The sequence below is a fragment of the Streptomyces yongxingensis genome (genome assembly GCF_055597465.1).
On the sequence record NZ_CM145717.1, the window covers coordinates 548,640 to 565,094 of the forward strand.

Genomic DNA, 16,455 nt, shown 5'->3' on the forward strand with positions numbered 1-16,455 from the left:
CCCCCGCCGCACCGCGCCGCGGCTGTCGAGGACCACACCCGTGCACGTCCCTGAGAGAGGGAACACAGACCCATGGCACGTACCTCCTCGCTCCTCGCCGGCTTCGTCGCGGGTGTCGTGGTGGCCGCGAGCACCGCCGCGATCGCCGTCACCGGTGCGACCACCGATACCGACCCCGGCTCCAAGGCCACCACCACCTGGCTGACCGTCAAGGTCGCCGACGCCATGGGCACCAAGGACACCGTCACCTGGGTGCCCACGGGGTCCTTCGCCAGCTCCGCGGAGGAACGGGTGCCGCGCTATCCGATGACCCCCGTCCAGGGCAAGGAGACCAAGGAGCTGGCGCTCTCCGCCGTGCGCGACGAGCAGGTCTCGGCGCAGTTGGCGATCGCGTCCGGCCAGGATCTCGACAACGTCAAGGCCGTGGTCGGCGATCTCACCGGGCCCGGCGGGGCGAAGCTGTCCGGGGACGACACCCAGATCCGGTTCGTGAAGTACGTCCCCGTACAGCGTTCGAAGAGCGAGGTCGACTGGTCCGCCACCATCGACCAGGTCAGCTCCGGCAAGGAGGTCTCCGGCGACCGCAACCCCGATGTGGTCGGCGACCCCCTCGAAGAGCGGTCCTCCGTGGACGTGCCCGCGTACGCGGCGCAGCCGCTCTGGTTCACCTTCCATGTCCCCAAGAAGGCCAGACCCGGTACCTACCGGGGCACCGTGAGGGTCGACGCCGACGGCCGTACCCAGGCCAGTTACCCGCTGACCATCGAGGTCGCGGACGCGAGCGCGCCGGACTCCGACAACTACCGCTTCTTCCTCGACGTATGGGCCCAGCCGGAGACCATCGCGCAGGCACACGGCGTGAAGCTCTGGTCCGACAGGCACTGGAAGCTGATCGAGGCGTACAGCCGCGACCTGGCGTCCCGGGGGCAGAAGGTCATCAACACCACCATCGTCGACAACCCCTGGCACCATCAGTGGTCGCTGGGCACCCGGGAGTCGCAGACGGCCACGCCGTACTCCAGCATGGTCGGCTGGGCCTGGGACGGGAGGAGGTTCTCCTTCGACTTCTCCCGCTGGGACACATATGTCCAGACCGCCAGGCGCGCGGGGCTCGGGCCCGACATCGGTGCCTTCTCCATGCTGGCGTTCCAGGACAAGGAGCACCTCACCTACACGGACACCCGTACCGGCAAGACCGTCTATGAGAACGTCGATCTGGGCGGGGACCGCTGGCGGGAGGCGTGGGGGGCGTTTCTGCCCGCCTTCGAGAAGCATCTGAAGGCGAAGGGCTGGCTGGAGGACACCTGGCTGTCCTTCGACGAGCGCCCGATCAGCACCATGACGGTCGTCAAGGACTTCGTCCACGAGGTCGCGCCGGTCTTCGACGACCGTATCTCCGTCGCCGGGTCGGTCAGCACGGAGGGCGTGGCGTCGAACCTGTCCGTCGACTGGGGCGGCATCGAGGCGATGACCAAGGAGAAGGTGGCGGAGCGGCACGCGGCCGGGAAGATCACCACCTTCTACGTCTACGGCTCACCGGCTCATCCGAACACCCTGTCGTACTCCCCCGCCGTGGAGGCACGCATGCTGCCGTGGATCTCCGCCCAGCGGAATCTCGATGGTTTTCTGCGCTGGTCGTACAACAGCTGGACCCGCGATCCCTTCCGTCAGCCGGTGCACATCTTCACCCAGGGCGACGAATACCTGGTCTACCCCGGCAAGGACGGGCCGATGTCCAGCATTCGCTGGGAGCAGTTGAAGGAGGGCATCGAGGACTACGAGCTCATCGCCCAGCTGAGGGAGAAGGAGGCCGACGCCGCCGACAGCGACGCCCTGGCCGAGGCCCTGGCCATAGCGACCCGGAACCTCGACGGCCGTACGAAGGACGTCACCGACATCGAGACCGCGCGGGCCGCTGTGGTGAAGGGGCTGACGTCATGAGAGGGCGCTGGAGCGCTCTGCTGCTCGCCGCGCTGCTGGCCGTCATTCCCCTGACGGGTCCGGGCGCCGCGACACCCGCCCAGGCGGGGCCGCGGGCGCGGGAGCACACGGTCACCTACGACCAGTACTCCGTGAAGGTCGACGGAAAGCCCCTGTACATCTGGGGCGCCGAGTTCCACTACTTCCGGCTGCCCAGCCCCGACGCGTGGCGGGACGTCCTTCAGAAGATCAAGGCGGGCGGATTCAACGCGGTCTCGCTGTACTTCGACTGGGGTTACCACTCGGCCAAGCCGGGCGGTTACGACTTCACCGGCATTCGTGATGTGGAAAGGCTGCTGGACGAGGCCGAGCGCGCCGGTCTGTATGTGATCGCCCGCCCCGGCCCGTACATCAACGCCGAGGTCTCCGGTGGCGGCTTCCCGGCGTGGCGGAAGACGCGAAAGGGCGTGAACCGCACCTCCGAGGCCGCCTACCTCGACGACGCGCGCGAGTGGATGAGCCGGATCAACCAGATCATCGCCCGCCACCAGCTCACCCGTGGCACCGGCTCGGTGATCCTCTACCAGGTCGAGAACGAGTACCAGGGCGGCCGCCACGACGCCGACTACATGCAGACGCTCATCGACTGGGCGAAGGACGACGGCATCGACGTGCCCACCTTCGTCAACGACGGCGGCGCCAACAAGAACTGGGTGAGCGGCAAGGGCGCCCCCGACATCTACGGCTTCGACGCCTATCCGCAGGGCTTCGACTGCTCGCGACCCGACGCCTGGAAGAACCTGCCGGACTATTCGTACGCGGGCGAGTGGAAGCCCGAGTCCCCGCTGATCATCCCGGAGACACAGGGCGGCGCCTTCGACCCCTGGGGCGGCACCGGATACCAGGACTGCGCGCGGCTCACCGGCACCGACTTCACCCGGGTGTTCAGCAAGATGAACATCGCCGCCGGGGTGACCGGCCAGTCCTTCTACATGACGTACGGAGGTACGAACTGGGGCTGGCTCGCCGATCCCAACGCGGTGTACACGTCGTACGACTACGGGGCCGCCATCGATGAGTCCGGCCGACTGACCGACAAGTACCAGGAGTTCAAGCGCCTGGGGTACCTCGTCAACTCGGTCCGCTCGTTGGCGCGGACCGACAAGGCCGAAGCGCCCACCCCGTCCGATGAGGCACTGCGCGTCGACCGGCGCGTGAACCCCGACGACGGCACCCAGTTCTTCACCGTCCGGCACGCCGACACCCGGGTGAAGGACGAGGATGAGACCACTTTGTCCCTGTCCGGCGCCGACGGCGACTATCCGCGCGTGCCGCAGCGGGGCGCGATCACCGTTGCCGGCCGGGACGCCAAACTCCTGGTCGCGGGCTACGACCTGGGCGACCAGCGGCTGGTCTACTCCACGTCGGAGATCATGACGCACGCCCGCATCGGTGGCCGTGACGTGGCGCTGCTGTACGGACGCAAGGGCGAGACCGGTGAGACCGTTCTGCGGTATGCGAAGCGGCCCGAGGTCACTGTCCTCGACGGCGAGGTCACCCCGACCTGGGATGCCGAGCGTGGCGATCTGCGGCTGAACTACACCCACGGCGGGCTGGCCCGAGTGCTGGTGAACGGCCTGGAACTGCTGATCGCCGACACCGCCGAAACCGCCCACTGGTGGCGGCAGGACACCGCCGCGGGTCCGGTCCTCGTGCGTGGCCCCTCCCTCGTCCGTACCGCCGGACTGGACGACGGCACCTTGAAGTTGACCGGCGACTCCACCGATGCCGCGAAGCTCGAGGTCATCGCGGACGCCACCAAGGTGACGTGGAACGGCCGCCGGGCCGCCGTCACCCGGGCGCCGCGCCCCATCGAGCTGCCCGAGCTGAGGACGTGGAAGTACAAGGAGGAAGCGCCGGAGTCCGCCCCGGGCTTCGACGACTCCACCTGGACCACCGCCGCCAAGGTCAGCGCCAACAACGCCGAGCTGGACGGATCGCTGCCCGTCCTCGCGATGGACGAGTACGGCTACCACCACGGCGACGTCTGGTACCGCGGCCGGTTCAAGGCCACGGGTAAGGCGACCGCGATCGCGCTGAGGGCCAACACCGGTCCGACCGGCCAGTACGCGGTCTGGCTGAACGGCAGCTACCTCGGCAGCTCCGGCGACGGCCCGCACACCTTCGACATCCCGGCGGGCACGCTCAGGGCGAAAGGCGACAACGTCCTCTCCGCGCTCGTCGAGAACGCGGGCCACAACGAGGAATGGGGCCACGACTTCTCCAAGGAACCGCGCGGCCTGCTCGGCGCCGAGGTGATCGGCGGGGCCACCACCCTCACCTGGAAGATCCAGGGCAACCGGGGCGGCGAGAGTCCGGTCGACACCGCACGGGGCCCGTACAACAACGGCGGGCTGTACGGGGAGCGGGCCGGCTGGTCGCTGCCGGGCTACCCCGACGACGGCTGGAGCCGCACCACCCTGTCCGGGCAGACCGGGAAGACCGGACCCGGCGTGCGCTGGTACCGCACCAGCGCCCGGCTCGACCTGCCACGGGGCCAGGACAACGCGATCGCACTGGATCTCGCCGAACCCAAGGGCGGAAACACCGACTACCGCGCCCAGATCTTCGTCAACGGCTGGCTGATCGGCCGCTATCTGGCCGACACCGGGCCCCAGACGCGCTTCGTCATCCCCCCGGGCATCCTGCGCGAGCAGGGCACCAACACCATCGCGCTGGCCGTCTGGTCCACCGGCAAGGCTTCGGGCCCCGGTTCGGCGAGCCTCGTCGGCCTCGGCGCGTCGGCGGGCGGGATCAAGGTCCGTACGGTGGACGCGCCCTCGTACGATGCCGAGAACTACGCCATGCCGACCTCGGGCGCCCAGGTCACCGTGGGCGCCGAGCCGTTCCTGAGCACCGGCACGGCCACCGACGTCCCCGTCACGCTCACCGTGCCGAAGGACGCGCCGACCGCGCGGAACGTCAAGCTGGCGCTGACCGTGCCGGACGGCTGGACCGCGACCACCGAGGACACCACCCGTTTCGACCGGGTCCGGCCCGGCGACACGGTGACGGCGGCCTATACCGTCACCCCGCCCGGCGACCCGGTCCACTACGCCGTCCTGTCCGCGACCGCGGAGCTGACGCAGACCGGCCGTCCAGGCACCGTCACCGGTGAGCGGGCCGTGCAGGTGCCCCCGCCGGGGCTGTCCGCCGACGCCTACGTCAGCGATCTGACCTGGGTCAAGGCGGTCAACGGCTGGGGGCCGGTCGAGAAGGACACCTCCAACGGCGAGTCCGCGGCGGGCGACGGGCGGCCGCTCGCGATCGGCGGCACCACGTACGCCAAGGGCCTCGGCGTGCACGCGGACAGCCAGATCCGGGTCTACCTCGGCGGCGGCTGCACCCGGTTCACCGCCACCACCGGGGTGGACGACGAGGTCGGCGACGGCGGCAGCGTCTCCTTCCAGGTGATCGCCGACGGCCGCTCACGCTTCACCAGCCCGGTGCTGTACGGCTCCGGTGGCGGCGCCGCCGTCGACGTGGACGTGACCGGCGCTCGCTGGCTGGACCTGCTGGTCGACGGCGGCGGCGATGTCTCCGCCGACCACGCCGACTGGGCCGACGCCAAGCTGACCTGCGCGGGAGGCACCTCATGAACCTCGCCCGTTCCCCGTTTTCCGCCCCGCTCGTCTCCGGCCCCGGTCGCAGGCTGCGCTCCGCGCTGGCCGGAGCGCTGGCCGCCGTGCTGCTCGCGGTCCTGTCCGCGGCGGTGCCCGCCCACGCCACGGGCACGGCCGCCGAAGCCACCAAGGCCACGCCCCATACGGTCAGTTACGACAAGTACTCCGTCAAAGTCGACGGCCGGCGGCTTTTCGTATGGTCCGGAGAGTTCCACTACTGGCGGCTCCCCAGCCCCGACCTGTGGCGTGACGTCCTTCAGAAGATCAAGGCAAGCGGCATGAACGCCGTCTCGATCTACTTCGACTGGGCCTACCACTCCCCCGCGAAGGGCCGCTATGACTTCACCGGCGTCCGTGACGTCGACAAGCTCCTCGACATGGCCGAGGAGGCCGGGCTGTATGTCATCGCCCGCCCCGGGCCGTACATCAACGCGGAGACGGACGGCGGAGGCTTCCCCGGCTGGCTGATGACCCAGAAGGGACAGGCCCGCTCCACCGATCCCGAATACCTCACCGCCGCCCGCGAATGGCTCCGGGAGATCGACCGGATCCTCGCCCGCCGCCAGGTCACCGACGGCACCGGACCGGTGCTGCTCTACCAGGTCGAGAACGAGCTGTACGACCCGGACGGCCGGGACTACATCGTCGAGCTGAGCAAACAGGTGCGGGCCGACGGCATCACCGTTCCCCTCGTCGGCAACGAACCGATGCCGCGGTACGCGGGCGGCGAGGGTCTGGACTTCGTCGGCGAGCTGGACCAGTACAACTCCTTCTGCAAGGGCGAGTGGTGGCTGCCCACCCTCGAACGGCAGCAGGACGACGCACCGCTGGCGATCTTCGAGGCGGGCACCGGATGGTTCCAGACCTGGGGCGACACGGGCTATGAGAAGTGCCGGGAGAAGATGGGCCCCGCGTACCAGAAGATCGTGAACAAGCACGAGGTCATGCAGGGCACCACGATCGAGAACCTCTATATGACCTACGGCGGAACCAACTGGGGCTGGCTCGCCGACCCGCGCCAGGTCTACACCTCCTACGACTACGGCGCACCGATCAGCGAGCCGCGCCAGACCGGCGCCGACTACGACGAGATGAAGCGGCAGGGCCTCTTCTACACCACCACAGGTCCACTCACCGCGACCGATCCGGCCGACGCGCCCGCCTCGTCCAACGACGCCGTGCACATCGAAGCCCGCGCCAACCCGGACACCGGCACCCAATTCCTCTACCTCCGCCACGGCGACCCGATGTCCGGCGCCGACGCCACCACCACCTTCGACTGGAAGACCCCGGACGGCACCTATCCGGTCACCGCGCGGCTGAACGGCAAGACCGGCAAGATCCTCGTCGCCGGCCACGACCTCGGCGGCCGGCAGCGGCTCGTCTACTCCACCAGCGAGCTGCTGACCAGCACCCGGACCGGTGACCGCACCCAAGCCGTGCTGTACGGCGGTGACGGCGACCCCGGGCAGACCGTGCTCCGTTACCCCGCCAAGCCCAAGGTCACCGTGGTCGACGGCAAGGCCGACACCACCTGGGACGGGAAGCGCGGCGACCTGAAGCTGGACTACACCCACACCGGCCTCACCCGGGTCCTCGTCCAGGGCGGCGGCCGCCCCGATCTGCTGCTGCTCATCGGCACCGACGACCAGGCCGCCGGTTTCTGGCGGCAGGACACACCGGCCGGTCCGGTCCTGGAACGCGGCACCGAGCTGGTCCGTACGGCATCCGTCACCGGCCGGACGCTCGCGCTCACCGGGGACGCGCGGAAGGCGGGGCCGCTGGAGGTCTTCGCACCACCCAACGTACGGAGCGTCACCTGGAACGGCGCGTCCCTGAAGGTCAGGCCGACCTCGTCCGGCAGCCTGCTCGGCACGGTGCCCGGCCCGAAGGATGTCACCCTGCCCGAGCTGACCGGCTGGAGGACATCCGCCGAAAACCCGGAGGTGGACCCGGACTTCGACGACTCCTCATGGACGTACGCCGACAAGCTGACCACCGACAACCCCATCGGGCCCGGGACTTGGCCGGTGCTCTACCAGGACGAGTACCGCTACCACTACGGCTACGCGTGGTACCGCGGCCACTTCAAAGCCACCGGCGCCGAGAAGTCCCTGTCCCTCGCCGCGAACGCCACCAACCCCGACACCTCGTCGGCGACGGTGGGCGCGTACTCGGTGTGGATCAACGGACAGTTCGCCGGGACCAGCGAGACCGGCCGCCGGTCCTTCCCCATCACCGACGGCCTGCTGCGCGAGGGCAAGGACAACGTGATCTCCGTACTGGTCGGCACCATGGGCCACAACGAGGACTTCACCTGGAACAGCGACGACCACAAGCAGCCGCGCGGGCTGACCGCGGCGTATCTCAGCGGTTCCGACGCACAGATCACCTGGCGGATCCAGGGTGCCCGGGGCGGCGAGAAGCCCGTTGACACCGTGCGGGGGCACATGAACAACGGCGGTCTGTACGGCGAGCGGGCGGGCTGGACGCTGCCCGGCTACCCCGACCGCTCCTGGGACGCCACCACACTGCCGGCCACCGGCAACGCCCCTGGCATCGCCTGGTACCGCACCACCTTCACCCCCCGGCTGCCGGGGGGCCAGGACGTCTCCATCGGCGTCACCATCACCGACTCCCCCGACCGCGACTACCGTGCCCTCATCTATGTCAACGGCTGGCTGATGGGCCAGTACGTGAACGACACCGGCCCCCAGCACACCTTCCCCCTCCCAGGCGGAATCCTGCGCGCCGACGGCAAGAACACCCTCGCCATCGCCTCGTGGAGCGAGGACGCGGAGAGCGGCGGCCTCGGAAAGGTGGGTCTCACCACCCTCGGCAATGTCACCTCCTCGCTGCGGATCGCCGATGTGGCCGCTCCGGCGTACGACGCCACCACCTACGCCGACCCGTCCACCCCGGCGCGGGTGGCCGTCGACGCCCCCGACGCCGTCGAGCCGGGCAACACCTACCAGGTCACGGCGACGGCCTCCGTACCGCACAACGGCAAGACGCTCAGCGACCTCACCCTGCGCCCGAAGCTGCCGGAGGGCTGGACCGGGGCCCCGGGTGATCCGGTGAAACTCGGCACCCTCAAACCCGGTGCCTCGGCAAAAGCGCGGTGGACCGTCACCGTGCCCGCCGACCAGAAGACCGGCACCGTCGCGATCCTCGGCACCACCGCCGACTTCACCCGGGACGGCAAGCCCGTTTCGGTGACCGGGGAAGAGGTGGTCGCGGCGCAGCCACCGCCCCTCACGGCCGGCGAACACTACGTCAGCGATCTGCCGTTCCAGGCCAGCAGCAACGGCTGGGGCCCGGTCGAACGCGACCAGTCCGTCGGCGAGAACGCCGAAGGCGACGGCCGGCCACTCACCCTGCACGACACCGTCTACGACAAGGGCCTCGGCACGCACGCCACCAGCAGCGTCCAGGTGTGGCTCGGCGGCACCTGCGCCACCTTCCACGCGGCCCTCGGCCTCGACCAGGAGACCTACGGCCGGTCCGACGGCCCGGCCACCGTCGCCTACACCGTCCTCGCCGACGGAGACCCGGTCTACGAGAGCGGCACCGTCGACCGGGACACCGCGACGAAGGAGATCGACGTCGATGTGGCAGGCGCGCGCCGGCTCGAGCTCGTCGTCTCGGACGCCGGGGACGGCAACGCCCTCGACCACGCCGACTGGGCCGACGCCAAGCTGACCTGCGGCGGCGGTGCCTGATGTCCGGCGTGTGCCGAACCCTCCGCCGCTGCTCGGCGGCGCTGGCCCTGGCCGCCCCGCTGCTCGGCGCGAGCGCCGGGCACTGGTACGGGCACGGCGAGAACAGCGACCAGACGGTCCAGCCGTGGCCGCTGGACTCCGGGCATCTGGTGGACACCGGGTTCAGCCCGGCGTCGTACCAGGTGGTGGCCCCCTTCTGGTACACCGCGAGCGCCACCGGGCTGCGGGTGGACACCGGTGAGCCGATGGACGTGCGCATCAACTCCGGCGGCAACGGGCTCGGAGAGTTCACCGTGACCGGAGAGCGGCCCGCGGCCTCCACCGTGTTCGTCGAGGACACCCCGGCCGAGGTGTATCGCGACCACATCGAGCTGGTCGGCAAACCCGAGCGCTCCGACCCTCCCTACGAGCAATACGCGACCCCGCTGTGGAACTCCTGGGCCCAGCTCTACACGGAGCAGAACCAGGACAACGTCATCGACTGGGCCCGTTCGCTGGCCGACGCGGGGCTCGACGGGCACGCGGTACAGGTCGAGGAGAGCGTGATCGCGGCCGGCTTCGGCGAACGCTTCCCCGGTCTGTCCGCCCTGTCCGAGGAACTCGGCCGCCTCGGATTCGACCTCGGCATGTGGACCGGTCTGTACATGCCCGAGACCGCCGCCGACTTCTCCTACGCCGTCGACCACGGGTATCTGCTGAAGGATAGCTCCGACCCGTCCAAGCCATGCCTGTTCACCTGGTGGAACGGCCGCCGGACCGGGCTGATCGACCTGGCGAATCCGGCCGCGCGGCAGTGGTACACCGAGGGTCTGAAGGCGCAGACGCGCGAATCCGGAGTGGCCGGATTCACGTTCGACACCGCCTTCTTCGACGACCGGTGCGCGCCCTACCCGGGAGCGACCCGTGCCGACTATGTGGCCTACGGCACCGAACTGGCCGACGAGTTCGACCAACAGGGTGCGGGGTTACGGGTCGCGTGGAACGCCGCGCAGGCCAAGGGCTTCGCCACCCGCACAGCCGACAAGCCGGCCACCTTCGGGGGGCTGCGCGCCTCCGTCTCGGCCAACCTGGCCGTGTCCACGGTCGGTTACCCGTTCGTCGAGACCGACATGATCGGCGGCTCGCTCCTGTATCCGCCGCCCACCAAGGCGGTCTTGGTCCGCTGGGCGCAGGCGGCTTCCCTGATGCCCCTCATGTACGCGTCGACCTCGCCCACCGGCGTACGGGACGCGACGACCGGCGAGTGGGTCGGCTATGACCGGGAGACGGTCGAGCGCTACCGCGCGGCCATCGCCACGCACGAGCGGCTGGCCCCGTACATCTGGGACCAGGTGCGGAAGACGCTGAAGACCGGTGATCCGATCATGCGGCCGCTGTTCTTCGACTTCCCGGCGGACCAGGCGAGTTACACCGTCTCCGATGAGTGGATGCTCGGCCCGGCCGTGCTGGCCGCGCCCCAGCTCGACGAGGGTGCCACCCGGGACATCTTCATGCCGTCCGGAGTGTGGCGCGACGTCGGCCGCGGCACGGTCGTCCACGGCCCCGTGACGCTCAAGGACTACGCGGCGCCTCTCGGGATCACCCCGGCGTTCGTGAAGCTCAAGGCCAAGGGGGCCGCCAAGGCGCTCAAGGCGTTCCACCGCGCCGACGCGGCGCGGTAGCGACCATTCCCGAGGAGGACCCGTGCTCGGAGTGTTCAGAGGGCTCGGACACCGCGGATTCGCGGCCTTGGCCGCGGGCTTGGCGGCCACCCTGGCGGCGCTGCTCATGGCAGCGCCGGCCGAGGCCGGGCAGCCGGCCTGGACGGGTACGTGGGCCACCGCGCAGCACGCCTCGTACGACCCCGGCACCTCGGAGGTGACCGTTCGCATACCGGTGCGCGTCAGCGCCGGCGGGTCGAGCGCGCGGATCCGGCTGACCAACGGGTTCACCGACCAACTGGTGACGATCGGTCACGCCACCGTGGGGCTGCGCGGCAGCGGTTCCGCCGTGCCGCACCCGTACGACCTGCGGTTCGGCGGGAAGCGGGAGGTGACGATCGCGGCGGGCGAGCAGGCGGTCAGTGACCCGCTCCGGCTCGCCGTGCCCGCCCGTACCGACCTGGTGGTCAGCCTGTACTTCCCGGGCCGGCTCACTCATGTCAGCCAGCACTGGATGGGCCTCCAGACCGTCTACTGGACGCCCGACGGCGGTGGCGACCACGCCTCGGACGCCGACGGGGACGCCTTCACCCGGACCGACTCCACCTTCCCGTTCCTGACCGGGGTCGACGTTGCGGGCGGTGACGCGAAGGGCGCCGTGGTGGCGCTCGGCGACTCCATCACCGACGGGGCGTCGTCCACGGCGAACGCCAACCGGCGCTGGCCCGACTACCTGGCAGCCCGGCTGTCGGCCTGCTCGTCGACCGCCGGGGTGCTCAACGAGGGCATCAGCGGGAACCGGATCACCGCCGGGACGGACGGCAACCCGTCGGCGCTTGACCGGCTGGAGCGCGACGTGCTGTCCCAGCCCAACGCCCGGACGGTGATCCTGTTCGAGGGCGTGAACGACCTCAGCTGGGGTGGCGCCACCGGCGACCAGGTGATCGACGGTATGCGGCAGGTCGCGCGGCGGGCCCACGCCCGCGGGCTGCGGGTGATCGGCGCCACCGTGGTCCCGTACCGGGGGTGGGGCGACTGGTGGACCGAGGACAAGGAGGCCGACCGGCAGCGGGTCAACGCGTTCGTCCGCGACTCCAGCGGCGTCTTCGACGGGTACGCCGACTTCGACAAGGCGGTCCGGAACCCGGACGATCCCACCCGGTACGCCGCCGCGTTCGACTCGGGCGACCATCTGCATCCGAACGACACCGGGATGAAAGCATTCGCCGACGCGGTCGACCTGGCCGCCCTCGGCGTGGCCCGCGACTGCCCCTCGGCCCGCGTCCGGCTGACCCCTTACCAGCCGAGCCTGCGAGCCGGTCAGGCCACGGAGGTGACCACGACCGTCACCAACACCGGCCCCACCGCGGTCACCCGCGTCGGCACCCGTCTGGAACTGCCGCGCGGGTGGTCCGCCGAACCGGCCGGCAGCGCGCGGATCCGCACCCTCGCCCCGGGCGACAGTGCCGCCGTCACCTGGACCGTCACTCCCGCGGCCGACGCGGCGTGGGGCACCCACCCGGTCGAAGTGCGCGCCTCCTGGCGCCAGGGCGGCCGGCCACGGCACGACTCCGACAGCGTGGACGCCACCGTCGTCCCCGTCCCCTCCGGGGTGCGGGCGCCGTACCTGACGACCGCCACGGCCGACGACGCCCAGTACGCCCAGAACAGCGGTCCGAACAGTGGCCAGTTCGCCATCTGGGCGGGCGGCCGGGACCTGTCCGGTGGGCAGGACGAGAAGGCGGCCGTCTACCTGCCCGGCGCCGCGCCGCGCTCGGGCAGCGTCACCGCCCGGGTGGTCGGCCAGACGGGCGGCGGGCCGTCCGCCAAGGCCGGGATCGCCGTCGCGGACGACCTGACCGCACCGGGGAAGGGCGGCTACGCCGTACTGACCATGTCGGCACAGTACGGCCTGGAGTTCATGACCGACAGCGACGGCGACGGCCGCCTGGACACCTGGGCCGGCGGCGGCGCCTCGTACCACCCCGCCTGGCTGCGGCAGGTCCGCGACGGCACGACGTACACCGCGTACACCAGTGCCGACGGCACCGCCTGGCAGCAGGTCGGCACCGCGACCGTGCCCTCGGCGAGCGGCAGCGGCGACGCGGGCCTGGTCGCCAGCGCCGTCAACCTCACCTATCCGGGCCAGACCACCGCAGCTGTCTTCGACTCCTTCTCCGTCGCCGAGTGAGAGGCACCTTCATGGCAATCAGCCGCAGAAATCTCCTGACCACCGCCACCGCCCTCGGCGGGGCCGTACTGCTCGGCCCATCGGGGATCGCCCAAGCCCTCGGCGGCGGGGCGCGCCCCGACTACGAGCCCACCAAGGACTCGCTGGACACCCACCCCGCCCCCCGCTGGTACAAGGACGCCAAGTTCGGCATCTTCATCCACTGGGGCGTCTACTCGGTGCCCGGAGGCACCGGACGACACAACGCGGGCGAGTGGTACCTGTGGTACCAGAGCTTCAAGGACAGCGCCGAGTGGAAATACCACCGCGACACCTACGGCCAGGACTTCGTCTACGACGACTTCATCCCGCAGTTCAAGGCCGAGAACTTCGACCCGGACTCCTGGGTGAAGCTCTTCGAGCAGGCGGGCGCCCAGTACTTCGCGCTGACCAGCAAGCACCACGACGGCTTCGCCCTCTACCCCAGCGAGGTCACCGACCGGCACTCGGTGAAGTACGGCCCCAAGCGTGACCTGGTCGGTGAGCTGATGACCGCCGCCCGCAAGCGCGGCACCGTACGGCCGGGCCTGTACTACTCGCTCGGTGAGTTCTTCAACCCGGCCATCGGCCGCCCGATGAAGAACTTCTACACCGACGAGGAGATCCCGATGGTCGGCTACAAGCCGGTCGAGGACTACGTCGGCGACTACGAGCTGAAGCAGCTCTACGAGATCATCGACAGGTACGACCCGGAGCTGCTGTGGGCGGACGGGCAGTGGTTCCGGCCCACCGGGGAGCCGCCGTGGCGCAGCGAAGAGCCCATGGCCTACTACTACAACAAGGCCAAGAACGGGTCCCGGCCCAAGGGCGTCGTGGTCAATGACCGCTTCGACACCCACTCCGACTTCGCCACCTACGAGCAGCGCACCAACCCCACCATGGACCCGCAGAAGTGGGAGTGCTGCATCACCATGGGTTACTCCTGGGGCTACAACAAGCACGAGCTGGAGGAGGACTACAAGACCTCCGAGTTCCTGATCCATCTGCTCGCCGACGTGGTCAGCAAGAACGGCAACCTGCTGCTGAACATCGGCCCCAAGCCCGACGGCACCATCCCCGCCATTATGCGGGAGCGGCTGCGCGACATCGGCGCCTGGCTGGACGTCAACGGCCCGGCGATCTACGGCTCGACGCCGTGGGTGCGGGCCGAGGAGGAGGGCAGCCCACTCGGCATCCGGTACACCGTCACCCCCGGCAGGTTCAACATCATCGTGCTGGGCGCACCCGGCGGCACCCTGTCCGTGCCCGCCGACATCCCGATCGGCTCCACCTCGACGATCCGGCTGCTCGGCCACGACGGCCCGCTGCGGTGGACCCGCAAGGACGGCAAGATCCACATCACGGTCCCCTCCGCTCTCCCCAGCGACATCGCGAATACCTTCACCGTGGACTGGGACCGGGGATGACCTTGATGACCGGACGCGACGAAACGCGATTCGACACCCTCGGGCCCACCCTCACCGTGACCACGGTTCCCGCGGACCCCGCCGACGGCGACACGGTGACGGCCACCGCGCACCTCACCAACGACTGCCCCTTCCCGCTCCGCGACGCCGTGCTCTACCTGATCGACCCGGGTGCGACGACGGCCGCCAGGACCATCCCCCTCGGCGACCTGCGGGGCGGCGCGAAGGTCACTCACGGCTGGCAGACCGCGATGCCGGCCGACGTGGCGGGTGACGTCTCGTTCACCGCGCACCTCGTCTTCGACGTCGACGGCCACAGCTCCGACTGCGCCCGCTCCGCCAGGACCGTCAGCATCCCTTACGAGCCCAACGGAGTGCGGGAGCCGTACGCCACCTTCGCCACCACCGACGACGCCAAGTTCGGCCAGTACGCCCCCGGCCAGTTGGTCATCTGGGCCGGCGGCCGGGACCTGTCCGGCGGCGCCGACGAGAAAGGGGTCATCTACCTCCCCGGCGCCGCCGCCGAGTCCTGCGTGGTACAGGTCAGGACGGCCGGCCTGACCGGCAGCGAGAACCCCAGCGCCAAGTCGGGCATCGCGGTCGCCAACGACCTGACCGCACCCGGAAAGGGCGGCTACGCGGTACTGACCATGTCCGCCCGCTACGGCCTCGAATTCATGACGGACAGCGACGGCGACGGACACCTGGACACCTGGGCCGGTGGCGGCGGCTCCTACCACCCCGCCTGGCTGCGCCTGGTGCGCTCGGGCACCACCTACACGGCGTACGCCACCGGCAACGGACTGGCGTGGGAGCGGGTCGGCACCGCCACCGTGCCGTCGGCGAGCGGCGCCGGCGACGCGGGAGTCATCGCCAGCGCCGTCAATGCCAACTACCCGGGCACCACCGTCCGGGCGGTCTTCGATCACTTCTCGGTGGAGGCGCCATGAGCAGCCGCGCATACCGTCCCGAAGAGGACTTCCTCACCCCGCCCATCTCACTGACCGTGTCGCCCGCGAGTCCGGAGGCGGGCTCGGCGGTGACGCTGACCTCCACCGTCACCAACACCGCCCCGATCGCGCTGCGTGACACGGTGCTCTACCTGGCCGTCGACGGGACCGGGCGGCCGTCCCGTCTGGGCAGCCTGGCGCCCGGTGCCACGGCCACCCGCAGCTGGCGGACCCGGCTCGCCGACGACGCCGAGGGCGTGGTCTCGTTCACCGCCCACGCGCTCTTCGACGTCCACCGCGACGGCTCCGACTGCGCCCGCGCCACCTCGTCGGTGCGGCTGCCGAACCGCTCGCTCTCCGGTGCCTTCGACAACGCGGGCATCGCCTCCGACGACGCCCTCACGGTCGCCGACATCGACGGCTCGCGGTCCAGCCTGTCCGCGCAGGCGCTGTCCTCGGTCGGGCTGACACCGGGGGCGGTGGTGACCTACGACGGCACAGCCTTCACCTGGCCGGACACCCGGCCGGGGAACAAGGACAACGTCGTCGCCTCCGGGCAGACGGTGCTGCAGTCCGGCTCGGGCTCCCGGCTGGCCTTCCTCGGCACCAGTACCTGGGGCGAAGGCAAGGGCGAGGGAGCCGTCCTCTACGCCGACGGCACGCGGCAGGCGTTCTCCGTCGCCGTCCCGGACTGGTACGGGGCGAATGGTTCTGCCGCGGTGGTGGTGCCGTACCGCCACATCTCCACCGGCCGGGACGACACGCCGGTCAGCCTCTATGTGTTCAGCGTCGAGCTGCAGGACAAGGAGGTGCGCGCCGTCGTGCTGCCGAAGGTCAGCGACGGCCTGCAGTCGGGCGTCCCCGCCCTGCACATCTTCGCGATGACGATCGCGTGAAAGGGACA

General features: G+C 70.3%; 8 protein-coding genes. All 8 read left to right on the forward strand.

The annotated features are described in order from the left end of the window. Nucleotides 1–72 precede the first annotated feature (72 nt). From ACZ6TD_RS02480 to ACZ6TD_RS02515, 8 genes are read left to right on the forward strand one after another with little or no spacing between them, the layout of a single operon-like run. A complete protein-coding gene (locus ACZ6TD_RS02480) occupies nucleotides 73–1,941 on the forward strand; it encodes a DUF4091 domain-containing protein (protein WP_471349721.1) in 1,869 nt (622 codons plus the stop codon). Beyond that, nucleotides 1,938–5,579 (forward strand): beta-galactosidase, encoded by a 3,642-nt coding sequence (locus ACZ6TD_RS02485; protein WP_471349724.1) that lies wholly within the window; start codon nucleotides 1,938–1,940, stop codon nucleotides 5,577–5,579. Before ACZ6TD_RS02480 ends, ACZ6TD_RS02485 begins: the two co-directional genes overlap by 4 nt. Beyond that, nucleotides 5,576–9,325, forward strand: a complete 3,750-nt coding sequence (locus tag ACZ6TD_RS02490) for a beta-galactosidase (RefSeq protein ID WP_471349726.1) — start codon at nucleotides 5,576–5,578, stop codon at nucleotides 9,323–9,325. The genes ACZ6TD_RS02485 and ACZ6TD_RS02490 overlap by 4 nt, the downstream gene beginning before the upstream one ends. 8 nt (nucleotides 9,326–9,333) lie before the next feature. Beyond that, nucleotides 9,334–10,986 carry a glycoside hydrolase family 31 protein gene (locus tag ACZ6TD_RS02495; protein WP_471349729.1) on the forward strand — a complete coding sequence of 551 codons (1,653 nt, stop codon included), beginning with the start codon at nucleotides 9,334–9,336 and terminating at the stop codon, nucleotides 10,984–10,986. Nucleotides 10,987–11,008: 22 nt separating this feature from the next. Continuing rightward, entirely contained in the window at nucleotides 11,009–13,156 is a 2,148-nt protein-coding gene (locus tag ACZ6TD_RS02500; protein ID WP_471349732.1) for a GDSL-type esterase/lipase family protein, read from the forward strand. An 11-nt stretch (nucleotides 13,157–13,167) separates the two neighbouring features. Continuing rightward, entirely contained in the window at nucleotides 13,168–14,601 is a 1,434-nt protein-coding gene (locus ACZ6TD_RS02505; RefSeq protein WP_471349734.1) for an alpha-L-fucosidase, read from the forward strand. Nucleotides 14,602–14,606: 5 nt separating this feature from the next. Continuing rightward, a complete protein-coding gene (locus ACZ6TD_RS02510; protein ID WP_471349737.1) occupies nucleotides 14,607–15,551 on the forward strand; it encodes a hypothetical protein in 945 nt (314 codons plus the stop codon). Then, a complete protein-coding gene (locus ACZ6TD_RS02515; protein WP_471349738.1) occupies nucleotides 15,548–16,447 on the forward strand; it encodes a beta-glucosidase in 900 nt (299 codons plus the stop codon). The genes ACZ6TD_RS02510 and ACZ6TD_RS02515 overlap by 4 nt, the downstream gene beginning before the upstream one ends. The last annotated feature ends 8 nt before the right edge of the window (nucleotides 16,448–16,455 follow it).

What these genes read in the sequence shown, in the direction of transcription:
- ACZ6TD_RS02480 (WP_471349721.1), top strand. Translation starts at nt 73, where the DNA reads ATGGCACGTACCTCCTCGCTCCTCGCCGGCTTCGTCGCGGGTGTCGTG.
- ACZ6TD_RS02485 (WP_471349724.1), top strand. Translation starts at nt 1,938, where the DNA reads ATGAGAGGGCGCTGGAGCGCTCTGCTGCTCGCCGCGCTGCTGGCCGTC.
- ACZ6TD_RS02490 (WP_471349726.1), top strand. Translation starts at nt 5,576, where the DNA reads ATGAACCTCGCCCGTTCCCCGTTTTCCGCCCCGCTCGTCTCCGGCCCC.
- ACZ6TD_RS02505 (WP_471349734.1), top strand. Translation starts at nt 13,168, where the DNA reads ATGGCAATCAGCCGCAGAAATCTCCTGACCACCGCCACCGCCCTCGGC.
- ACZ6TD_RS02510 (WP_471349737.1), top strand. Translation starts at nt 14,607, where the DNA reads ATGACCGGACGCGACGAAACGCGATTCGACACCCTCGGGCCCACCCTC.
- ACZ6TD_RS02515 (WP_471349738.1), top strand. Translation starts at nt 15,548, where the DNA reads ATGAGCAGCCGCGCATACCGTCCCGAAGAGGACTTCCTCACCCCGCCC.